The sequence below is a fragment of the Arcobacter sp. s6 genome (genome assembly GCF_040884245.1).
GTDB lineage: Bacteria > Campylobacterota > Campylobacteria > Campylobacterales > Arcobacteraceae > Aliarcobacter.
In genome coordinates, this window is the sequence record NZ_JBEVTN010000007.1 from 67,637 (window position 1) to 90,747 (window position 23,111).

Sequence of the window (23,111 nt, forward strand, 5' to 3'; positions counted from 1 at the left end):
ATAAATGGCTAGAAAAACACCACTTAACAGAGTTAGAAATATCGGTATTGCTGCTCATATTGATGCAGGAAAAACAACTACTACTGAAAGAATTTTATTCTATACAGGTGTTTCACACAAAATTGGTGAGGTTCATGAAGGTGCTGCAACAATGGACTGGATGGAACAAGAGCAAGAAAGAGGTATTACAATTACTTCTGCTGCTACTACTTGTAACTGGACTCACCCAAAAACTAAAGAGCAATTAATGATTAACATCATTGACACTCCAGGTCACGTTGACTTTACAATTGAAGTTGAGAGATCTATGAGGGTTCTTGATGGAGCTGTAGCAGTATTCTGTTCAGTTGGTGGGGTTCAACCACAATCTGAAACTGTTTGGAGACAAGCTAATAAATATAAAGTACCAAGAATGATATTCGTTAATAAAATGGATAGAACTGGTGCTGATTTTTACAATGTTTTAAAACAAGTTAACGAAAGATTAAAATCAAACGCTGTTCCTATTCAATTACCAATTGGTTCTGAAGAAAACTTTAAAGGTATTATTGATTTAGTACAAATGAAAGCAATCGTTTGGGATGAAGATGCAGCAATGGGTTCTAACTATCACGTTGAAGAAATTCCTGCTGATATGCAAGAAATTGCTGAAGAATATAGAGAAAAAATGATTGAATCAGCTGCTGAATCAATCGAAGAGTTAATGGAAAAATACCTTGAAGGTGAAGAATTAACTGAAGAAGAAATCACAAGAGGAATTAAAGCTGGTTGTTTAAATATGACTATTACTCCTATGACTTGTGGAACAGCTTTTAAAAATAAAGGTGTTCAAACTTTACTTGATGCTGTTGCTATGTATTTACCAGCTCCAACTGAAGTTGCTGATATTAATGGTGAAACTCAAGATGGTGAAGCTGTTATCGTTCCTTCAACAGATGCAGGTGAAGTTGCAGCATTAGCATTTAAAATTATGACTGACCCATTTGTTGGACAGTTAACATTTGCTAGGGTTTATAGAGGGGTTTTAGAATCTGGAACTTACGTATATAACTCAACAAAAATGAAAAAAGAAAGAATCGGAAGATTACTTAAAATGCATGCTAATAACAGAGAAGAGATTAAAGAGCTTTATGCTGGTGAAATCGGTGCTGTTGTTGGTTTAAAATATACAATTACTGGAGATACATTAGCTTCTGAAAAAGATCCTGTTATCTTAGAAAGAATGGAATTCCCAGAACCAGTTATTTCTGTTGCAGTTGAGCCAAAAACAAAAGCTGACCAAGAAAAAATGGGTATCGCATTAGGTAAACTTGCTGAAGAAGATCCATCATTCAGAGTTAATACTGATGAAGAAACTGGACAAACTATTATTTCAGGAATGGGTGAATTACACCTTGAAATTCTTGTAGATAGAATGAAAAGAGAATTTAAAGTTGAAGCTGAAGTTGGAGCTCCTCAAGTTGCTTATAGAGAAACAATTAAAAATGCTGTTAAACAAGAGTACAAATACGCAAAACAATCAGGTGGTAAAGGTCAATACGGTCACGTATATTTAGACATTAAGCCATTAGTTGGAAGCGAAGAAAACTTTAAATTTAACAACGAAATTAAAGGTGGGGTAATTCCAAAAGAGTATATTCCAGCTGTTGAAAAAGGTTGTTTTGAAGCAATGCAAGGTGGAATTTTAGCTGGATATCCAATGGTTAACATTGAAGTATCTGTTTATGATGGTTCTTACCATGACGTTGACTCATCTGAAATGGCGTTTAAATTAGCTGCTTCTATGGGATTCAAACAAGGTTGTAGATCAGCTGCTGCTGGTGCTTGTATTCTTGAACCAATTATGAAAGTTGAAATTGAAACTCCTGAAGATTATATGGGAGATGTTATTGGGGATTGTAATAAAAGAAGAGGACAAGTTCAATCTATGGATGACAGAGCTGGTGTAAAACTAGTTGTTGCAATGATTCCATTATCTGAAATGTTCGGTTATTCTACTGACTTAAGATCTATGTCTCAAGGTAGAGCAACATATTCTATGATTTTCGATAACTATTCAGAAGTACCAAAAAATGTTTCTGAAGAAATCATCAAAAAAAGAAATGGTTAATTACGTAAAGTAAGAGTGAAAGATATATATCAAGTAACTTTTATATTAAAAAGGGATATGCAAAAGCATATCCCTTTTTTTTTGTTTTAAATTTATTTAAGTTATTATAAATAATCAGCTAAAATATTAAAATATTTTAAATAAATCTAAAAATAAAAAAAGATGGGTGATTTTTGAGAATTGAAAAAAATTTTGAACTACTTAAAAGTATTAAAACAGCAGGTATTATATTAAGACCTTCAAGTCCTGAACTTAAAACTACATATCTAAAAATAAAAGAGTTGTTTCAAAAAGCTGATATTGAGATATTATTAGAAGATAACTCTGCAAATATGATCTGTTTAGAAGGTATTTCTCTAGATGAGTTATGTCACAAGGTCGATTTTTTAATTTCTGTTGGTGGGGATGGAACATTACTTTCAGTTGTTAGGAAATCATTTAAGTACGATAAGCCAGTTCTTGGAATAAATCTTGGAACTTTAGGATTCTTAACTGATATTTCAATGGAGCAATTACCTAATTTTATAAAAGATTTGAAAAATAATATATATAAAATTGATAATAGAATGATGGTAGAAGGAAGTGTAAATTTAAATAAATTTGTTGCTTTTAATGATATTGTAATTTCTAGAAAATCAATTTCATCTATGATAAAAATTTCTGCAAAAATTGATGGAAAACATTTTAATACATATTTTGGTGATGGTGTTATTATTTCAACACCAACAGGTTCAACTGCTTATAATCTGTCAGTTGGAGGACCTATTGTTTATCCTTTAACTGAAGCATTTATAGTAACTCCAGTTGCACCTCACTCTTTAACACAAAGACCTCTTGTGATGCCAGCGGATTTTGAAATAGAGTTTAAAATTGCTGATAATCAAGGTGCTGTTGTGATAGTTGATGGTCAAGATATTTATGAAGTTGAACAAAATCAATCTATAAAAATAAAAATTGCATCAAAAAAAGCAAAAATGATCCATAGAATTCAAAGAAACTATTTTGAAGTATTAAATGAAAAATTAAGATGGGGTAACTAAAAATTGATTACAAGAGTTTATCTAAAAGATTGTTTATCTTTTAATGAAGTTGATTTAGAGTTTAAAAGTGGACTAAATATTTTTACAGGTCCAAGTGGTGCTGGAAAATCTATCTTAATGCAAGCCATATTGTCTTTATTTGCCCTATCAGATGTTAAAGCAAATTTAGGAGAAATACAGCTAGACAATTTAAATTTTACTGATGAATCATACGATATTTCACTTGATGATGATATTGTAATTAAAAGTATAAAGAAAGATAAAATAAGATATTTTTTAAATAATCAAACAATTTCAAAGAAAAATTTAAATGAATTATCATCAAGACTTATCAAACATTTAAACTTAAAAGATACATCAGAATTTGATAGCTACAAATTAATAAACTTTTTAGATAAATTAACTTTAAAAAATAAAAAAGAATTTAGCAAAATAAAAAATTTATTTGACAAGTTATATTTAGAGTTTCTTCAAATAAAAAAAGAATTAAGAAAGATTTTAGAAGATGAAAATAAACTTGAGGATTTAAAAGAGTTTGCAAAATTTGAAATAGACAAAATTGAGCAAATAAATCCAAGTATTGATGAGTATGAAGAATTAAATTTAATAAAAAAAAGATTATCAAAAAAAGAGAAAATTGAAGTTGCTATAAAAAAAGCTTCAGGTATTATGGAATTTAATCAAAATGTTACAAATGTTTTAGAATTGATGGAAGTGGATTCTTCTTTTTTTGATGAAGCCATGAATGAACTTAATAATGTCTTTGAAAAATTTAATGATTCTTTATATGAGCTTGAAGATATAAATATTGAAAATGTTCTAGATAGAATTGAGAAATTATCAGCTTTACAAAAAAGATTTGGTTCAATTGAAGAGTGTTTAAAATATAAAGAGCAAAAGAAAAAAGAGTTAGAGTCTTATGAAAATATATCTTTTCAAAAAGAAAAATTAGAAAAAGATTATAAAAAAATAAATGAAGAGTTATCACTACTCTCATTAGAAATTTCAAAATATAGAAAAGATAGTGCAGTAATATTAGAAAATAAAATAAATGAATATCTTAAATTTTTATATTTAAGTAACGCTAAAATTGTTTTAGAAGAAAAACAATTAGATAATTCAGGTATTGATAATATTCTTTTTGAATTGAATGGAGTTTCTTTAGAAACAATTAGTTCAGGAGAATATAATAGACTAAGGCTTGCTCTTTTAACTTCTATGAGTGAATTTGATATTGTTGATAATGGAATCTTGTTTTTAGATGAAATTGATGCAAACTTAAGTGGTAAAGAGAGTGATGCTATTTCAAAAGTATTAATAAAGTTGAGTAAATCTTATCAAATATTTGCAATTTCGCATCAACCACAGTTGACTTCATCTGCAAATCAGCATTTTCTAGTAGATAAACATAATGGAAATTCAAGTGTTAAATTACTTAATGAAAAAGAAAGAATAAATGAGATTGCAAGAATGATTAGTGGTGAAAATATTACGAGTGAAGCCCTAGAATTTGCAAAGAATTTGTTAAAATAATTTATTTTAATATTTGATAATTTATATAAAGTTACTTAATAACAATGCTTACTTTAAGTAAATAATAGCTTTTTTCTTTAAAATAATTAAATTACAGTTGTATTTTAATCTTACAAAAGGTAATATATTATATAAAATTAATATATGGAGAATCCTAATGTTTAGAAATATATCAATAAAAGGAAAGTTGTTATTACTTTCTTTGATCACTATTATTGTGGTTTCATTGTCTATTGCTATTGATTCAATTTATTCTATTAATAAACTTTCAAATGAAAATATTAATAGATATAAAGAAGAATCTTATGCTAAAAAAGAAGAAGAGTTAAAAAACTATGTTTCTTTAGCAATGAAAACAGTTGAAGCTTATAATGAAAGAACTGCAATTGATAAGATTAAAATTGAAGTTCAAGATGATTTAAAAAAGCAGACTAATTTCTTATTTTCAATATTAGAATCTGAATATACTAAATTAAAAGATGTTCTCTCAGAAGATGCTTTAAAACAAAGACTAAAATCTATTGTTGATGCTACAAGATATGGAGATAGTGGTTATTTTTGGATTAATGATACAAATGCTGTAATGGTTATCCATCCAATTAAACCCGCATTAAATGGAAAAGATTTAGCTTCATTTAAAGATGAAGGTGGGAAACAAATATTTTCTGAATTTGCAGCACTTGCAAAAAAAGATGGTGAAGGTTTTGTTGATTATGTATGGGCAAAACCAGGATTTGATAAACCACAACCAAAAGTTTCTTTTATTAAATTATTTAAACCTTATAATTGGGTAGTAGGAACTGGTGAATATGTATCTGATGTATCTTCTAAAATACAAGAAGAAGCATTAACAGCAATATCAAATATGAAATATGGAAAAGATGGTTATTTTTGGATTAATGATTCTAACCATATTGTAAAAATGCATGGAGTTAAAGCTGAATTAGCTGGAAAAGATATGACAAACTTAAAAGATCCTACAGGTTTATATTTATATCAAGAAATTGTAAAAGTTGCAAATAAAAATAAAGAGGGTGGTCTTGTAAAATACATGTGGGAAAAACCAGGGAAAGATACTCCTCAGCAAAAGTTTTCTTATGTGCAAAGATTTGAAAAATGGGATTGGGTTATTGGAACAGGAGCATATGTTGATGATATAGAATCAGATATTGTAGCAATGGAAGAAAATACAAAAGAAGAAATAAATAATATAATTTTAGGTGTATCTCTTTTTTCAATAATAGCTATTATAATAGTATACTTAATATATAGTTATTTGATTAAAAAAATGATAATAAAACCACTTGAAAATTTAAATGATGCGATAATAGATATTAGTTCAGATAATTCATCAAGTGAAATTATTGAAAAAACTTCAAATGATGAAATTGGACATTTAGTAGATAGCTTTAATGGTTATATAGGAAAGTTAAAAGCTGGTTATGAAGAAGATGCAAGAGTTATAGAAGAAGTTGATTCTGTTATTGAAAAAGTTAATAATGGATTTTATGTATATAAAATTGAAAAAACTTCATCAAATACTCAAGTAATGAAATTAAGAGATTCTATAAATTCTATGATCTCAAAAACAAATGAAAATTTAAGTAATTTAAATAATATTTTAATGCAGTATGGTAATTCAGACTTTACCCCAAACAGTAAAATTGAAGAATCATCAAAAGCAAATGGAATTATTTCTTCATTGATTGCAAGTTCACAGTTAATAGGAATTTCTGTTTCAGAATTTTTATCAATGATTGTTGAAAGTGGTAAAAAATTAAATGAAGATACAAATATATTATCAAAATCTGCAAATAGATTATCTTCATCTGCAAATGAACAAGCTGCATCATTAGAAGAAACAGCAGCAGCTGTTGAAGAGATAACTTCAATAGTTAAATCAAGTGTTCAAAAAGTTTATCAAATGTCAACATTAGCAAATGAATTGCAAGTCTCTTCAAAAGATGGAGAAACATTAGCACTAAAAACAACAAGAGCCATGGATGATATAGATAGTCAAGTAAAATCAATTAACGATGCAATTACTGTAATTGATCAAATCGCGTTTCAAACAAATATACTTTCACTTAATGCAGCTGTTGAAGCTGCAACTGCTGGAGAAGCAGGAAGAGGATTTGCCGTAGTTGCTGCTGAAGTTAGAAACCTAGCAGCTAGAAGTGCAGAAGCTGCTAAAGAAATTAAAGATATAGTTGCATCTGCTACTTCAAAAGCAAATGAAGGTAAAGTAATTGCAAATAATATGATTAGTGGTTATACAAGTTTAAATAGTAAAATTAATGAAACAATTACATTAATAGAAGACGTTTCTCAAGCTAGTAGAGAAGAAGAAAAAGGAATTATTCAAATTAATGATGCTGTTAACGCCCTTGATCAAGCTACACAAGTTAATGCAAACTCTGCAACTACTATTAGCGGTTTAGCAAATGAAGTTTCAAAATTATCTGATACCTTACTTCAAATTGCAGATAGAGCTAAATTTAAAGTATCAACAAAAGAAGAAATTCAAGATATTGATTTAGTATTTAATATTTCAAAACTTAAAAATGATCATATAAAATTTAAAATGGTAAATTTTGAAAAAGTAGGAACAACAAAAACACCTTGGACGGTTACTAAACCAACTGAATGTGCATTAGGTAAATGGTTAATTGAGCAAGAAAATTCAGGAAAATCATTTACAAAAACAGATAATTGGTCACAGTTAAAAGTTCATCATAATTTAGTACATTCTAGCGTGCAAGATTATATTAACGAATATTGTAAAGTTCAACCCGATACAAATCTTTTAAATAATTTTTCTAATACATTAGATAGTGCTACAAATAATGTATTTAAATCATTAGATCAGTTAAAAAAAGACAATATTTTTGTAAAAAAAATAGAAACAACAAGTGAAGATTTTTCATCAAAACCACTTATAAAAACGGAAAAAAAAGAAATTTCTAAAGATGCTTATAAAGCACCTACAAAAACAATAGTTTCTGAAAAAACAAAATCAAATGTAATTACACCTTCTAAAAAAGATGACGACGAATGGGAAAGCTTTTAAAAGCTTTCCTTTCTCACTTAAATAAGATCAAAACTATCCTCTTTTATATTTATTTAAAAATAGGTATAATATTAAACTAAAAAAACAAATATATTTATAAGAAAGTATTTAAAGGAAATTTATGAACAATAAAAAAGTAGAGTTATTATCACCTGCTGGAAATCTAGAAAAGTTAAAAATAGCTATAAAATATGGTGCAGATGCCGTATATGCAGGAGTTAGTCACTTTAGTTTAAGAATTAGAGCCGGAAAAGAATTCACTTTTGAAACATTTAAAGAAGGAATTGATTATGCTCATGCACGTGGAAAAAAAGTTTACGCTACAATTAATGGATTTCCATTTAACTCTCAAATAGAATTACTAAAAAAACATATAGCAACAATGGCAGCACTTGAACCAGATGGTTTTATAGTTGCAGCTCCAGGAGTTGTAAAATTATGTAGAGAAATTGCTCCTCAAATTGATATTCATTTATCAACACAAGCAAATGTATTAAATTATCTTGATGCGCAAGTATTTTGGGATATGGGAGTAAAAAGAATTGTAGTTGCTAGAGAAATATCTTTAAAAGATGTTGTTGAAATTAAAAAACATTTACCAGATATGGAAATAGAAATTTTTGTACATGGTTCAATGTGTTTTGCATATTCAGGACGTTGTTTAGTATCTGCTGTTCAAATGGGAAGAGTTCCAAATAGAGGAAGCTGTGCAAATGACTGTAGATTTGAATACACATTATATGCTGTAAATGAAGATCATAATACTTTATTTAGATTAGAAGAAGAACCAGGTGTGGGAACATATATTTTTAACTCTAAAGATATGAATTTAGCATCACATATACAAGAAATACTTGATTCGGGAGCTGTAGATTCTCTTAAAATTGAAGGAAGAACAAAATCACCATATTATGCAGCTGTAACAGCAAAAGCGTATAGAAGCGCAATTGATGATTATTATGATAATAAATATGATGCAGATAAATATCAAAGAGAACTTCATACTACAAAAAATAGAGGTTTTACTGATGCATATCTAATTCATAGACCATTTGAAAAAACAGATTCTCAAAATCATGATTATGCTTTAAGTAAAGGTTCATATGAAGTTACAGGTTTAGTAACAGAAGATGAAGAACATTTCTTATGCAAATATAAAGTTTATCCAAATGAAGATATTGAAATTTTTACTCCAACAGGTGATACATTGGAAGAGTGTGAAAATGAAATTGGAAAAATCTTTAAAAAAGATGATATTTATTATATCAACTTCAAAAAAATCTTGACTGAAACAAATAAAGAGTTAGAATCAGTTCATAGTGGGAATGTAAATAAAATTAAATTACCAGGAAAACTTCCTTATTTAACAATGTTTAGAGTTGAAAACGTTACAGAAACAATTGAATAATAAGTATTTTTTTAAATATGATATTTTTTAGAGTTACTCAAAATATAAATATTAAAACTACAGATGGTACTTTGGTTAATTACTTTAAATTAAGAGTACCATCAAATTTAGAAAATGAGACAGTATATATTACAACTTATGATGATTTTAAAGATATAAAAAATATTTTTGCAAAAGTTGATAAAGAAAAATATTTTGCAAAAACTTTAAATGAAGAAACTATTCGTTCAATCTCAACTTTTCCTATTGAACTTGGAATTCCAAATATCAATGAAATAGAAAATAGAGAAAACCAAGCTTATTTAGAATTTTTAAATATAAAACCTGTAGATATCTTCAAACAATTGAAAGCTATTGATAAAAATGAAGTAAAGTTTGCGTTTATTGGTGGAGTAGGTTCTAGTATTAGTGATATTATTTCTTCATGTACAGCTTTAAGAATTTTACATAAGAAATTAAAAGAAGTATATAAAAATATTAAATTTGATATATTTATAAATGCATCAAATAATAGCTTTTATACAAGAGATAAACAACTTTATGAAACTCAAGATTTTATAAATAATGTATTTCCATTGAGTTTAACATCAAAAAAGCTTTGCGAATATGATTATTTCTTTGATAATAGTTTTGATATAAAAATTGCTTTAAATCTGCCTTTGAATAATGTAGATAAATGGCTTTATAAATTTGGTATTGATTATAAAAAGATAGATGAAAATGAAAAATATAATCAACTTAATATTTCAAATTATAAAGTTTCCGATTCTCTTATAAAAAAAATTGAAGAGGCAAAATTAAAAGGTAAATTACTTTTATTCCATCCTTATTCTGCAAATATAAATAAATCAATTCCTCAAGCAATTGCTGCTTCTTTTTTAAAAGAATTATTACTGAAAGCTGATGACTATATTATTATCTCAACTTTACAAATAGATTCTAAAATAAAAGAGGATAATTATATTGATTTATCAAAAGAATCAAAAAATTTAAATGATTTTATTTATATAGTTTCTTGTATGAATAAAATTATAACTACAGATACATCAACGTATCATATTAGTGATGCATTTATGGTTCCTACAATTGGTTTATTTACTCAAAATGATTTTGGATTAAAAAGTAAATATTATAAATATTTAAAAGTTATTTACATAAAAGATAAATCAAAAAATCTTTCAAAATTTATATATGAAAATGAAAGTTTAACCTTTTATAAGTTTGAATCATGGAAGAAAATAAAGATAAAGCAGATTATAAAACTATTAGATAAGTTTTGATAGAATAATAGGTTAAAAAACAAAAAAGGCTAATTAATGAATTTTGTATCTATTATCATGGGTAGTAAATCTGATTATGAAATTATGAAAAACTGTTCAGACACATTTGAAAAATTTAATGTAAAATATGAAATGATTATTTCATCGGCTCATAGAAGTCCTGAAAGAACAAAAGATTATGTAAAAGAAGCAGAAGAAAAAGGTGCTGTTGTATTTATAGCTGCTGCTGGTATGGCTGCGCATCTTGCGGGTGCATTAGCTGCAACAACAACAAAACCAATTATTGGAGTACCTATGAAAGGTGGTGCAATGGATGGTATGGATGCCATGCTTTCAACTGTTCAAATGCCAGCTGGTATGCCAGTTGCTACAGTTGCTCTTGGAAAAGCAGGAGCTATGAATGCAGCTTATTTAGCAATGCAGATTTTAGCTATAACAGACAAAGAGTTAGCGGTTAAATTAAAAGAAGATAGAATTGTTAAAGCAAAAGCGGTTGAGAGTGATTCAAAAGATATAGAAGTACTTTTATAATGAAGCCAATAGCACTATTTACTATCCCAAATTGTAAATGGTGTAAAGAAGCTGCAGCATATTTAAAAGTAAAAAAACTAAAATATAACCTCATTGATTTATCAAAAAATAAAGAAGCGTTAAAAGATTGTCAAAAGCATGGATGTAAAGGTGCACCTGTAATTCTAATAGGTAACTCTTGGATTTGTGGTTTTGATAAAAATAAAATAAATAAAGAGTTAGGGATTAAATAGATGGTAACATTTTCACAAATTCTATTAAAATTACAAGATTTTTGGGCAAAACAAGGGTGTAATATTGTACAACCTTATGATATTCCAGCAGGTGCAGGAACATTCCATCCTGCAACTCTATTAAGAAGTTTAGATTCAACTCCTTGGAGTACTGCTTATGTAGCGCCAAGTCGAAGACCCACGGATGGAAGATATGGAGAAAATCCAAATAGATTAGGTGCTTATTATCAATTCCAAGTTCTAATCAAACCAAGTCCTGATAATATTCAAGATTTATATTTACAATCATTAGAATTTTTAGGTTTAGATATTTCTAAACATGATATTAGATTTGTGGAAGATAACTGGGAATCTCCAACTCTTGGAGCTTGGGGACTTGGTTGGGAAGTTTGGCTTGATGGTATGGAAGTTACTCAATTTACATATTTCCAACAAGTAGGAGGTCTTGCTTGTGATCCTGTCGCTGTTGAAATAACATATGGAACAGAACGACTTGCTATGTATTTACAAGGTGTTGATTCAGTGTATGATATTGTATGGAATGAAAATGAACATGGAATTACTACATATGGAGATGTTCACAAAGAAGCAGAATTTGAATTTTCAACATATAACTTTGAAGTTGCGAATACTGAAATGTTATTTAAGCATTTTGATGATGCCTTTAACGAGTGTAAATCATGCTTAGAAGCAAAGATTCCTCTTCCTGCATATGATCAATGTATGATTGCTTCACATGCATTTAATACTTTAGATGCAAGAAAAGCTATCTCAGTAACTGAGAGACAAAATTATATTTTAAAGGTACGAGAGCTATCTCAAAGTTGTGCAGTTTTATATAAAGAACAAGAACCTGCAAGATTAGCAAGAATTGGAAGTCCAGCTTCTTTAAAAGCTTTAGATAATTTAAAAGCTAAAAATCCTGAATTATTTGTTTAGGGCTTTATTTTGAAATTAATAGAAATCTATGAAGTATTAAATAATCTTTCTCCCTTTGAATTACAAGAAAAATGGGATAATGCAGGATTATTAGTGGGTTCATTTGAAGATGAAATTGAAAATGTATATCTTAGTATTGATTTAGATTTAGAATTAGTATCTAGTTTTAAAGAGAATTCATTAGTTATAACTCATCATCCTTTAATATTTTCAGGTTTAAAAAAAGTTAATTATAATACATATAGCACAAAATTATTAAGAGAATTAATTAAAAAAAATATTTCTTTAATTTCAATGCATACGAATATTGATAAAACACATTTAAATAGCTATTTTATAGAAGAAATTTTAGGTTTTAATATTATTAATACAAAAGAGTTTATCTCTAATTGTGAAGTTAATATGAACTTTGATGATTTAATTAAACATATTTCTTCAAAACTAGCTATGAAAACTATTAAAGCTGTAAGATGTAGTGATTTTATAAAAACTCTTGCAGTTGTAACAGGTTCAGGTATGTCTTTAATTGATGAGGTAAAAGCTGATTGTTTCTTAACAGGTGATATAAAATATCATGATGCAATGGAAGCAAAAGCAAGAGGTTTATCACTTATTGACATTAGACATTATGAGAGTGAAAGATGCTTTGCTCCCTTAATAGAGGGACTTCTTTCAGAATATTTGAAAAAAAATAAATTAAAAGCTATAATAACAGCTTCGAAAAATCCATTTGAGTTTTTTATAGAAGGAGAAACGGTTGAATAAGTATTTACAGGATTTAATCAAATTGTCAAAATTTGATACAGCAATTAGTATGTTTGAACCAAAAATTGAGAATGAAAAAGCAAAGTTGGCAACATTTGTTGAAACAGCAGAATCAATTAAGGCATCAATTAATTCAATTTATTTAGAAATTGATGATGTAAAATCAAAAAGAACAAAAAACAATATTCACTTAGCAGAATTAAAAACTAAGTTAGACAATATTGCAAAAAAGAACAAAGATGTTCATAATGATAAAGAGTTAAAAGCTTTACAATTAGAAGAAGAAATCGCAAAAGAACAAATTTCGTTTGCAAATGAAGAAATCGAAAGATTAGATAATCTTGCTAAAAATAAAGAAGTAACTTTAAAAGAATTACAAGAAAAACTTACAGCAGAAGAAGAAGATATTAAAGAGATTCAAGTTGCAGTTGATACTACAATTGAAGAGATTAATAAAGAAAGAAATGTTGTATACCAAGAAAGAAGTGAATTATTAGATAAATTTGATAATAAAATTTTAACTTTTTACGAAAAAATCAAAAGATGGGCAAAAGATTCAGCTGTTGTTCCTGTAAAAAAACAAGCGTGTTATGGATGTTATATGAAAATTAATGATAAAACTTATGCAGAAGTTATTAAAGCAGAAGAGATCATTAACTGTCCACATTGTGGAAGAATTCTTTATAAAGATGATGAAGAACTAGTAGAGGCTTAATTTTGGGCCTTTTTAGTATATTTTATTACTTATTATTAAGTGTTATTTATATACTTGCTATTCCTTATTTAGTATGGAAATCACGAAGTACTAAATACAAAAAAGCAATTCCAGCAAAATTTTTTTTAAAAGATAATTCTAGCTTTAAAGAAAATGGTATTTGGTTTCACTCATGTTCGATGGGTGAAACGAAGGCTATTAAACCTTTAATTGAAAACTATAAAGAACTTGCAAATATCTCTGTTATTACAAATACAGGGTATGAAGAGGCTAGAACTATTAGTTCTAACGTAAGATATCTTCCTTTTGAAATTTTCTTACCTTTTTGGATAAATAAACAAAAAGTTTTAGTTGTTATGGAAGCCGAACTTTGGTATATGCTTTTCTTATTTGCAAAGAAAAAAGGTGCAAAAACTTTTTTAATAAATGCAAGAATTTCAGATAAATCTTATAAATCATATAAAAAATTCTCTTTTTTTTATAAAAAGATATTTAAAAATATTGATAAAGTTTTTGCACAAAGTGATGTTGATAAAAAAAGATTAGAAGAACTTGGTGCTTCTAATGTAGAAGTAATTGGAAATATAAAGTTAGCACAATTGCCAAGTAAAAAACTAGATTTAAAAAAACCAAAAGAGTGTGTAATAACAGCTGCTAGTACACATGAAAATGAAGAAGCTTTGATTTTAAGTGCTTATAATAAAAATCAAGGAAAATTAATAATTGTTCCTAGGCATCCTGAACGATTCGAAAAAGTAGATATTCTTGTTCTTGAGTATATTAAAAATAAAAATATCACATATCATAAATACTCTGAAAAAGAAAATTTTGATTCTGATATAATATTGATTGATAAAATGGGAATGCTAAATGATATTTATGCAATTTCTGATCTAGTAATTTTAGGTGGAGCATTTGAAAAAATCGGTGGTCACAACCCAGTTGAACCAGCATTTTTTTCTTGTAAAATAATAAGCGGTAAAAATATATTTAATCAAAAATCACTTTTTGATTGTATAAAAAACTACTATTTAATAAATGATGATGAATTGAAAAAATATTTAGATAATATAGTTAATTTAGATAAAGCAATTTTAACAAAAGCAGGTTCAATTGAACCTATAATAAAGGAAATAAACAAATGGCTGTAGAATATGATAAAGCATATAAATTATTAGCACAACAAGAAAGAATCTCAAACTCAAAAGCAAAAGAGTTAATAGATAGAGGTGTTGTTAAAGTTGGAGATAAAAAAGTTTTAATAGCACGTGGTGAAATTAGAACAGATACTCACTTTACAATTAAAGAAATTGAAAAGATAAAAGTGATTTTTGAAGATAAAAATATTTTAGTTGTTGATAAACCAGCATTTTTAACTGCAGATGATGTAGCTAAAAGATTTTCTGGCGCAATTTTATTAAATAGACTTGATAAAGAAACAAGTGGTGTAATGATGTTTGCTAAAAATGAAGAATTTCAAAAAAAAGCAATTACTGAATTTTCTCAAAATAGAGTATATAAAGAGTACGTAGCTATTGTAGATGGAAAAGTTGTGGAAGAGATTGTTATAGATAAGCCAATTTTAACTACAAAAGATAGAGGAATGGCTAAATCAAAAATAGATGTTAAAAGAGGAAAACCTGCAAAAAGTACTGTTTATCCAATTTTAGTTGAAGGGCATAAATCTAAAATAAAAGTTGTTATTGAATCAGGAAGAACACATCAAATTAGAGTTCATTTAAATTCTGTTGGGCTTCCAATCATTGGAGATGCAATATATGGAAGAACAGCTTCAAATATAAATAGAGTTTTATTACATTCAAAAGTTACAAAAATATTTGATTATGTATTTGAATCAAAAGAACCAAAAGAGTTTAGAGTGTATGACTTTCAATCATAATTAAGGTTTGAAATTTTAAGAAAACCCATACAAAGGGCTTTTCTTAAATAAATGAAAATAAATATTGACTTAAAGTATTCATAATCGTTTAACCTAGAATAAAGTATTTTTAAAGTAAAATTGCGCAATTTAAAAATTGTGGAGATTAATTTTGTTTGATTCAATAACCGGTTCGATTAGAAACGCAGTAAATAAAATAAGACATCAAGATGATGTTGCAGCATTAACAAAAGCAACGTCAGAGTTAAAAAAAGCTTTATTAAAAGCAGATGTTCATCATAAAACTACAAAAGATCTTATTCAAGCTATTGAGTTAAATACTAAAAATGCAGGAATAGGGCAAGATTCTTTTCTAAAAGCTTTAAAAAGTGAATTAACAAATCTTTTAACAACTACTGGAAATCAAGGTTTTGTTTTCTCAAGTACTCCTCCAACAACAATTTTAATGACAGGACTTCAAGGTTCTGGAAAAACAACTACAACTGGTAAATTAGCAAACTATTTAAAAACTAGAAAGAAAAAAGTTTTAGTAGCAGCGTGTGATTTACAAAGATTAGCAGCAGTTGAACAGTTAAAACAAATTGCAGCTCAAATTGATGTTGATATTTATTTTGATGATACTGAAAAAGATCCAATTAAAATTGCACTTGCTGCAAAAGAAAAAGCAAAAAAAGAGCATTATGATGTACTTTTAATAGATACAGCTGGACGACTTGCAATTGATGAAGCTTTAATGCTTCAATTAAAAGATATAAAAGATGCAATTAAGCCAAACGAGATTTTTTATGTAGCTGATTCTTTAACAGGTCATGATGCCACAAAAACAGCAACAACATTTAAAGAAAAGATTGGAATTGATGGGGTTATCTTATCTAAATATGACGGTGATACAAAAGGTGGAGTTGCACTTTCTATTGCTCATCAAGTAGATGTTCCTTTAAGATTTATTGGTATTGGTGAAAAAATGCCAGATCTTGAAGTATTTATTCCAGATAGAATTGTTTCGAGATTATTAGGTTTAGGAGACATTGAAGGACTTGCTGAAAAAACATCTGCAATTATTGATGAAAAGAAAGCAAAAGAAGTTAGTAAAAAAATTAAAAAAGGTCAATTTAATTTTAATGACTTTTTAGATCAACTTTCAATGATGAGTAAATTAGGTTCTATGAAATCTATTATTGGAATGATCCCTGGTCTTTCTCAAATGGCTGGTCCAATTAAAGATATGGACTTTGAAAACTCTGCTGAGATAAAAAGAATTAAAGCGTTAATTGGGTCTATGACTCCAAAAGAGAGAGAAAATCCAGATTTAATGAACCCAAGTAGAAAAAGAAGAATCGCAATTGGTTCTGGAGTTTCTGAAGTTCAAATCAATAAAATCTTAAAACAATTTAAAAATGCTTCTAAAATGGCAAAACAACTTTCAAGCAAGGGTGGAATGAAAGGTTTACAAAATATGTTGTCTCAAATGGGACCTGGTGGGATGCCAAAAATCCCTAGATAAAAATATTAAATAGTATTGAGCTGTGAACTTTTAACTTTTGTTTTGGAGTTCAGAATTCAATACTATAATCAAAAAAGGAAAGAAAATATGACAGTAATTAGATTAACAAGAATGGGAAGAAACAAAAAACCATTTTACAGAATCGTTGTAACAGACTCAAGAAAAAGAAGAGATTCAGGATGGATTGAATCTATTGGTTATTTCAACCCAGTTGCAGAGCCAAAAGTATTAAAAATTGATGAAGAAAGATATAACTACTGGTTAAGTGTTGGTGCTAAACCATCAGAAAAAGTTAAAAAATTAGCTTCTAAATAATTTTAATAGAAAATATTATGATTATTAAATTTATAGAAAACTATGCACGACTTATTGTTAGTGTACCTGAAGATGTAACCGTTACAAAAGAGCTTATAGATGATAATTTTGCTGAAATTATTATAAGTGTAAATAGTGTTGATATTGGTAAACTTATTGGTAAAAATGGAAATATGATTAATGCTTTAAAAACTATGGCAAATGGTTGTAAAGCAAAAGATGGTATCTCTTATAAAATACAAGTAGTGGTGAAATAGTAATTTATGAATAATAATAAAATATTTGTTGCAAAATTAGGGAAAGCAGTAGGATTACAAGGTCATTTAAGACTTTTTATAGACTCAGATTTCCCTGAGCAATTTAAAGCTGGTGCTATATTTAGCACAAATAGAAATCTACAATTAAAAGTTTTAGAATACAACTCATCAAGAGAATTAATTAGATTTGAAAACTATGATGATGTAGATACTGCAAAAAAACTAACTAATCAAGAACTTTATTCTACATTTGAGCAAACAAGGCAATATTGTAAGTTAGGAAAAAATGAATTTTTCTGGTTTGATTTAATATCTTGTGAAGTTTATGAAAATGATTTAAAACTAGGTATTGTAAAAGAGATTCAAAGATACCCTTTAAATGATTACTTAGAGATTATTACAAGTGAAGAACTTGTTAATAAAGGCCTACCAAAAGTATTTCTAATACCACACATATTTGATAAATATGTAATTGATATAAATATTGAAACTAAAGTTATTAAAGTTATTAAATCTTTAGAAATATTAGAAAACTCATAATATTTAAATTACTGAGTATAATTATTAATAAATATTAATAATTACATCTCTTGTCAAATTCATCTTTAGTAAACTCAACTTCATAAGCTTCTTGAAATTTATTTTTAATTAATTTATCTAACAAGTTACTTCTTGTTTCATCATCCTCAAATGGACCAAAATATATCTCTATTCTATTTTTATCATCTCTACATAATATTGCATTTGGATTAACAGAAGATACCTTATCTAGATATTTTTTATATAAACTACCTTTTATTTTTGCAACGTTAATAAATTTTAAGAACTTTTTATCTTTTGATACTAAAGTTGGGATATCATTTTCTTTTTTTTCTATTGCTACAGGAATAACAGTGTTTTTATTTTCCTCAGTATTAGCTTCTAATTTAGATTTATTCATTTCTAGTTGTTCTTTTAGCATTAAAGCTTCTTGTTTCATAGCTTCGAGTTCAGCTTTTTCATTTTCTAATTGAGTTTTCTTTTCCTCTATAGCTTCTTTCTCTTTTAATAATGCTTCTTCTTTAATTTTTAAGGCTTCTGCTTCTCTTCTTTTTTCTTCTTCAATTATTCTTTTTTCATTTTCTAATTTTTCTAACTCTTCGTTTTTTTCTTTATTAATATTTTTATTAGTTAAAAAAGATAATTGTTCATTTAGTTTTTTTGAATTTATGTCTTTTATATCAAATTTATAAGTTTCTTCTTTTACTTCAACAGGCATTGAATTTTCTACAACTGGTGTAGTGTCTTCTTTTGGTGTAAAAAAACCTAAAAAGTATAAAGATATACCTACAGCTAAAAGTAAAAATAAAAAAATAATCAATCCAATTAATATTTTACTAAGAAGAGATTTCTTTTTTGATTTTGTAATATCTTCTTTAACTTCAAGAATATCTTTATATTTGTCATCTTCATTGCTAATTTTATCATTATCTTCATTTTCAATAGTTAATGTGTTAGCATCTGATAACTCATCTTTGATTTTTAAGTCTTCTACTACTTTACTTTCTTCTGCCATTGATGCTCTTTTAAAGTTTATTTTGTTTTTCTTTTAATCTTTTGTAATACTCTTTTCTGTATTTCTTTAGTTCTTCTTTTTTTCTTTCTCTATACTCTTTATCATACTCTAGTCTTTTTTCTTTATTTTGCTCGTAGTATTCTTTTTTTATATCTTTGTATTCTTTTATTTTTTTTACTATAAGTTCTTTTCTATTATCTACATAGTTTTTCTGAGCTTTTATTATCTCTTTTATTTTAAGAGAAAAATTATCATCTTTTAATTCTTCTTGATAATCTATCTCTTTTTTAACTTTTTGTTTCTTTTTTAAATAATACTCTTTTTTCTTTTTTTTATGAGCTAAAAAATTTTGTTCTCTTCTTTTTTTTAATTCATTTAAATTCATTATTAAATTTATTTATTAAGTTTTTAAAGTATTTACAACACCTAACATTGTATCAGCAGTTGTAATTGCTTTTGAATTCGCTTCATAAGCTCTTTGTGCAGTGATTAAATCAACCATTTCAGTAACTAGTGCAACATTTGATAGCTCTATCATTCCTTGTTGAATTGAGCCAAATTGATCTTCATTAGGAGTTCCTTCTGTAGGATCACCCGATGCATCACTTTGCATAAACATTGTATTTCCAATAGGTATTAGTCCTGCTGAATTGATGAAATCGACTAATGTTATATTTCCTAATTCTTGTGATTCTCCTGTTGTTGCATTTGTTGCTGTCACTGTTCCATCTTGGGCAATTGATACATCTTCCACATCATCTGGAACCACAATTTCAGGACTTAATGCATAACCATTACCATTTACAATAGTACCTTCTGAATTTAGTTTAAATTCACCATTTCTTGTGTATGCAATTTCACCACTTGGAAGAGTAATTTGGAAAAAACCTTTTCCTGAAATTGCTAAATCAAGAGTATTTGATGTTGTATTTAAAGCACCTTCTGTAAAATTTTTCTGAATCCCAGAAATTCGAACTCCTAGTCCCACATCAATACCTGTTGGATTCATTGTAGTTTGCGATGTTTGACCTGCTGTATAATTCAATGTTTCATACATCAAATCTTGAAATTCTGCACGATCTTTTTTAAATCCTGCAGTATTTACGTTCGCAATATTATTTGAAGTAACATCAAGTTGATGTTGCATTGCATTCATACCAGTTGCTGCTGTGTAAAGTCCTCTCATCATGGGCTATCCTTTTGAATTGCATATATAACAATTATATTTTAAGTACAATTAAAGTTAGATAAATCAACTAGGTTATTTTTTGATGATTAAGTGTAAATTTAAAACAAATCATATATAATGCATAATTATTGAAAATATTTATATATACAGGGGATAGTTAATGAAAATTCTGATAGTTGATGATAGCTCTACAATGAGAAGAATCATTGGAAATGTAGTTATGCAGTTAGGATTTGCAAAAGATAATTTCGACGAAGCTGAAGATGGTGTTAAAGCATGGAAATTACTTAGTGAAGCGCATTATGACGTAATATTAACAGACTGGAATATGCCTAATATGAATGGTTTGGAATTAGTAAAGAAAGTTCGATCAGAAGGGACACACCAAAAAACACCAATTATCATGATTACAACAGAAGGTGGAAAAGGTGAAGTTATTATTGCGTTAAAAGCAGGAGTAAATAACTATATAGTAAAACCTTTTAATGCAGAAGTTTTAAAAGAGAAGCTTGATGGAGTATTAAAAAAATAATATAAGGTCTTATCATGAGTATGAGTCAGGAAGAAATTGAAGCTTTAATGAGTGGTTTAGATATAGAGGATGATACTTCAGATTCTGAAGAATCATCTGAAACTACAAAAGTAAATACACAAGAAATTGAAGAATTATTAGCGCAAACTGAAGATTATAAAAAAGAAGATTCTAAATCAAAAGTTGAAGAAGAGAGTAAAGTTAGTATCAATGATTCAAAAGAGATAATTAGTAAAAAAGAAGAATCTCGTGTGAAAACAGATGAAATTGAACAATTACTGCATGACATAGAAACAAACTCTTCTAAATCTCAAGATGATGAAAAAGAAGAACTTGATGAAGACTCTTTACAAGATATAAATTTAGTTTCTTTAGATAAATTAGAAAATGAACTTAAATCAGAAAATCAAGATGTTGAAGAAAAAATATCTGTAGAAGAAATATCTAAGCCTGAGATCAAAGAAGAATATACAAAAGAAAAAAATATTTCTCAAAAAAAAGAAGATAAAAGTGATGATGATATAGGAAAAGATTGGACCACTTCTAAGATAGAAGAGGGGGTATTTCCTTTACCTGCGGAGAAAGACACTAAAGTAGTAAGTCAGTTAAATCAAGTTGCAAATGATTCTGAAGAAAAAGTTTCACAAATATTTGATGTATTAAGTTTGACTTTAGACAATAATAATGAGCTTAGAAATTCAATTAAATCAATGGAATTATTTATTAATTCTCAAGCTAGTTTATTAGAATCGTTAAATAATAGATTTCCAAATATTGAAGTTTTTGCAGAACACTTAAATAGTGTTAAAACAGTATCAGAAACATTAAATAATTTGAAACAACAAAGTAATGTAGAAGATACACAAATTTTCCAAGCAATGGAATTAATGCAGTTTAATGACATTAATAGGCAAAAAATAGAGCGTGTAATGTCTGTTATTAGAAAATTGTCTATGTACTTAAATAATTTATTTGAAGATGATGGAAGTGCTAATAATGTAGCCGTTGCAAAACATATTCATGGTGATCATTCAACTGATTTAGCAGGAGATGATCTAGATAAATTAATTGCTGAGTTTTCAGATCACAAGGAATAAATAATGAATCAAGGTACTTATCCTCTTGCTGCATCGATGATTAATCAAATTAATCGTTTAGATCAAATTAGTAATAATTTAGCTAATATTAACACAAATGGATTTAAGCAAGAAGCTACAACTGAAACAACTTTTAATTATTATTTAGAACGAGCACAAGCGAATAATGAGCTTCCAACTAAAATTAATACTGTAACAAATAATATACCAAAAATTGATGCAAAATTTATTAATTCTGAAATGGGACCAATTACTATGACAGGTAATGACTTAGATTTTGCAATGAATGCACCTGATACATTTTTTAAAATTCAAAATTCTGATGGTGATATTGTATATACGCGAGATGGTGCATTTAAAAATCTGGATAATTTCTTAGTAGATTCTAATGGCAATAATGTATTAAATGCTGATAATGAGCCAATTGAAATCGAAGAAAATTTTGTATCTCAGATTGGAGTTGTGAAAACAGCATATTCTAATTTGGAAAAAATAGGAGATAATACATATACTTTAAAAGATGCAAATCAAGTTGAAATATTTGAAAACAATGATAATATGATTGTTAAGGGTGCTATTGAAAAGTCAAATGTTAACTCTGTTACAGCAATGGTTGAATTAATTGATGCTCAAAGAAGATTTGAGCAATCTCAAAAAGCAATTAAAACAATTGATGAGCTAAATTCAAGTGTGATAGATAAAATAGGAAGTAATACTAAATAATGGAAGCAAGTAGTATATCAAGTAAACTTTTTGAGCAATTAAACTTTAGAGGTGAAAGACAAAAAGTAATCTCTAGCAATATTGCTAATATTAATACTCCTGGTTATAAAACAAAAGAGTTAGTTTTTGAAGATGAATTAAATAATTCAATAAATAAAAATAGTTTACAAATGAAAATTACAAATTCAAAACATATGACAAATATAGATTCATTTCAATCCAATTCTAATCCTAAATTAATGGAAGTTCAAAATTTAGAAGAGCAAAATGATGGTAATAATGTAAATATAGATACTCAAATGGGTGAAATGTCTAAAAATAAGATATTATTTGATGCTATTCAATCATCAATAAAAAGAGATTCAAAACTGTTTCGTTCTGTGGTTGAATCTTCTGCAAAAAATTAATTAGGATA

Annotated in this window: 24 protein-coding genes; 21 read left to right on the forward strand and 3 right to left on the reverse strand. The window is 27.4% G+C overall.

Annotated features, from left to right (window positions below):
* The first annotated feature begins 4 nt into the window (after positions 1-4).
* The 17 genes from fusA to rimM all read left to right on the forward strand — a co-directional run bounded on the left by fusA (position 5) and on the right by rimM (position 18,140).
* Entirely contained in the window at positions 5-2,110 is a 2,106-nt protein-coding gene (fusA, locus tag ABVS04_RS05535) for an elongation factor G (protein ID WP_368029669.1), read from the forward strand.
* Between the two features lie 173 nt (positions 2,111-2,283).
* Positions 2,284-3,150 carry an NAD(+)/NADH kinase gene (locus ABVS04_RS05540; protein ID WP_368029670.1) on the forward strand — a complete coding sequence of 289 codons (867 nt, stop codon included), beginning with the start codon at positions 2,284-2,286 and terminating at the stop codon, positions 3,148-3,150.
* 3 nt (positions 3,151-3,153) lie between these two features.
* Positions 3,154-4,683 (forward strand): AAA family ATPase, encoded by a 1,530-nt coding sequence (locus ABVS04_RS05545; RefSeq protein ID WP_368029671.1) that lies wholly within the window; start codon positions 3,154-3,156, stop codon positions 4,681-4,683.
* Between the two features lie 157 nt (positions 4,684-4,840).
* Positions 4,841-7,753 (forward strand): cache domain-containing protein, encoded by a 2,913-nt coding sequence (locus ABVS04_RS05550; protein WP_368029672.1) that lies wholly within the window; start codon positions 4,841-4,843, stop codon positions 7,751-7,753.
* A gap of 121 nt (positions 7,754-7,874) precedes the next feature.
* Positions 7,875-9,161, forward strand: coding sequence for a peptidase U32 family protein (locus tag ABVS04_RS05555; RefSeq protein ID WP_368029673.1), 1,287 nt, complete (start codon positions 7,875-7,877; stop codon positions 9,159-9,161).
* A gap of 17 nt (positions 9,162-9,178) precedes the next feature.
* Entirely contained in the window at positions 9,179-10,441 is a 1,263-nt protein-coding gene (locus tag ABVS04_RS05560; RefSeq protein ID WP_368029674.1) for a glycosyltransferase family 9 protein, read from the forward strand.
* Positions 10,442-10,477: 36 nt separating this feature from the next.
* Positions 10,478-10,972 carry a 5-(carboxyamino)imidazole ribonucleotide mutase gene (gene purE, locus ABVS04_RS05565; RefSeq protein ID WP_368029675.1) on the forward strand — a complete coding sequence of 165 codons (495 nt, stop codon included), beginning with the start codon at positions 10,478-10,480 and terminating at the stop codon, positions 10,970-10,972.
* Complete coding sequence (locus tag ABVS04_RS05570) at positions 10,972-11,205, forward strand: glutaredoxin family protein (RefSeq protein WP_368029676.1); 234 nt, start codon at positions 10,972-10,974, stop codon at positions 11,203-11,205. The genes purE and ABVS04_RS05570 overlap by 1 nt, the downstream gene beginning before the upstream one ends.
* Positions 11,206-12,144 (forward strand): glycine--tRNA ligase subunit alpha, encoded by a 939-nt coding sequence (glyQ, locus tag ABVS04_RS05575; protein ID WP_368029677.1) that lies wholly within the window; start codon positions 11,206-11,208, stop codon positions 12,142-12,144. It abuts the gene before it with no gap.
* A gap of 9 nt (positions 12,145-12,153) precedes the next feature.
* Positions 12,154-12,909 (forward strand): Nif3-like dinuclear metal center hexameric protein, encoded by a 756-nt coding sequence (locus tag ABVS04_RS05580; protein ID WP_368029678.1) that lies wholly within the window; start codon positions 12,154-12,156, stop codon positions 12,907-12,909.
* Positions 12,902-13,624: a zinc ribbon domain-containing protein gene (locus ABVS04_RS05585; RefSeq protein WP_368029679.1), complete on the forward strand. Its 723-nt coding sequence runs from the start codon at positions 12,902-12,904 to the stop codon at positions 13,622-13,624. The genes ABVS04_RS05580 and ABVS04_RS05585 overlap by 8 nt, the downstream gene beginning before the upstream one ends.
* A 2-nt stretch (positions 13,625-13,626) precedes the next feature.
* On the forward strand, positions 13,627-14,775 hold the full coding sequence (gene waaA / locus ABVS04_RS05590; protein WP_368029680.1) for a lipid IV(A) 3-deoxy-D-manno-octulosonic acid transferase: 1,149 nt from the start codon (positions 13,627-13,629) through the stop codon (positions 14,773-14,775).
* The gene (locus ABVS04_RS05595; protein ID WP_368029681.1) at positions 14,766-15,524 is read left to right on the forward strand and encodes a pseudouridine synthase family protein; all 759 of its coding nucleotides are present in this window, start codon (positions 14,766-14,768) and stop codon (positions 15,522-15,524) included. Before waaA ends, ABVS04_RS05595 begins: the two co-directional genes overlap by 10 nt.
* Positions 15,525-15,675: 151 nt before the next feature.
* Entirely contained in the window at positions 15,676-17,028 is a 1,353-nt protein-coding gene (ffh, locus tag ABVS04_RS05600) for a signal recognition particle protein (protein ID WP_368029682.1), read from the forward strand.
* Positions 17,029-17,115: 87 nt separating this feature from the next.
* Positions 17,116-17,343, forward strand: a complete 228-nt coding sequence (rpsP, locus tag ABVS04_RS05605) for a 30S ribosomal protein S16 (RefSeq protein ID WP_026803962.1) — start codon at positions 17,116-17,118, stop codon at positions 17,341-17,343.
* 17 nt (positions 17,344-17,360) lie between these two features.
* Complete coding sequence (locus ABVS04_RS05610) at positions 17,361-17,600, forward strand: KH domain-containing protein (RefSeq protein WP_368029683.1); 240 nt, start codon at positions 17,361-17,363, stop codon at positions 17,598-17,600.
* Between the two features lie 6 nt (positions 17,601-17,606).
* Positions 17,607-18,140, forward strand: a complete 534-nt coding sequence (gene rimM / locus ABVS04_RS05615) for a ribosome maturation factor RimM (protein ID WP_368029684.1) — start codon at positions 17,607-17,609, stop codon at positions 18,138-18,140.
* Between the two features lie 34 nt (positions 18,141-18,174).
* On the opposite strand, the gene ABVS04_RS05620 is transcribed toward rimM, so the two are convergent.
* From ABVS04_RS05620 to flgG, 3 genes are read right to left on the reverse strand one after another with little or no spacing between them, the layout of a single operon-like run.
* Positions 18,175-19,155: a hypothetical protein gene (locus ABVS04_RS05620; RefSeq protein ID WP_368029685.1), complete on the reverse strand. Its 981-nt coding sequence runs from the start codon at positions 19,153-19,155 to the stop codon at positions 18,175-18,177.
* A gap of 10 nt (positions 19,156-19,165) precedes the next feature.
* Positions 19,166-19,540, reverse strand: a complete 375-nt coding sequence (locus tag ABVS04_RS05625) for a hypothetical protein (protein WP_368029686.1) — start codon at positions 19,538-19,540, stop codon at positions 19,166-19,168.
* 15 nt (positions 19,541-19,555) lie between these two features.
* On the reverse strand, positions 19,556-20,344 hold the full coding sequence (flgG, locus tag ABVS04_RS05630) for a flagellar basal-body rod protein FlgG (RefSeq protein WP_368029687.1): 789 nt from the start codon (positions 20,342-20,344) through the stop codon (positions 19,556-19,558).
* 160 nt (positions 20,345-20,504) lie between these two features.
* Here flgG and ABVS04_RS05635 point away from each other — a divergent pair, with 160 nt between their 5' ends.
* Genes ABVS04_RS05635 through flgB form a run of 4 tightly spaced genes read left to right on the forward strand, consistent with a single transcriptional unit; the run spans position 20,505 to position 23,103 of the window.
* Entirely contained in the window at positions 20,505-20,876 is a 372-nt protein-coding gene (locus ABVS04_RS05635) for a response regulator (RefSeq protein WP_368029688.1), read from the forward strand.
* A 14-nt stretch (positions 20,877-20,890) separates the two neighbouring features.
* Positions 20,891-21,973, forward strand: a complete 1,083-nt coding sequence (locus ABVS04_RS05640) for a hypothetical protein (RefSeq protein ID WP_368029689.1) — start codon at positions 20,891-20,893, stop codon at positions 21,971-21,973.
* A 3-nt stretch (positions 21,974-21,976) separates the two neighbouring features.
* The gene (locus tag ABVS04_RS05645) at positions 21,977-22,696 is read left to right on the forward strand and encodes a flagellar hook-basal body protein (RefSeq protein WP_368029690.1); all 720 of its coding nucleotides are present in this window, start codon (positions 21,977-21,979) and stop codon (positions 22,694-22,696) included.
* The gene (gene flgB, locus ABVS04_RS05650; RefSeq protein ID WP_368029691.1) at positions 22,696-23,103 is read left to right on the forward strand and encodes a flagellar basal body rod protein FlgB; all 408 of its coding nucleotides are present in this window, start codon (positions 22,696-22,698) and stop codon (positions 23,101-23,103) included. The genes ABVS04_RS05645 and flgB overlap by 1 nt, the downstream gene beginning before the upstream one ends.
* Positions 23,104-23,111: the final 8 nt, after the last annotated feature.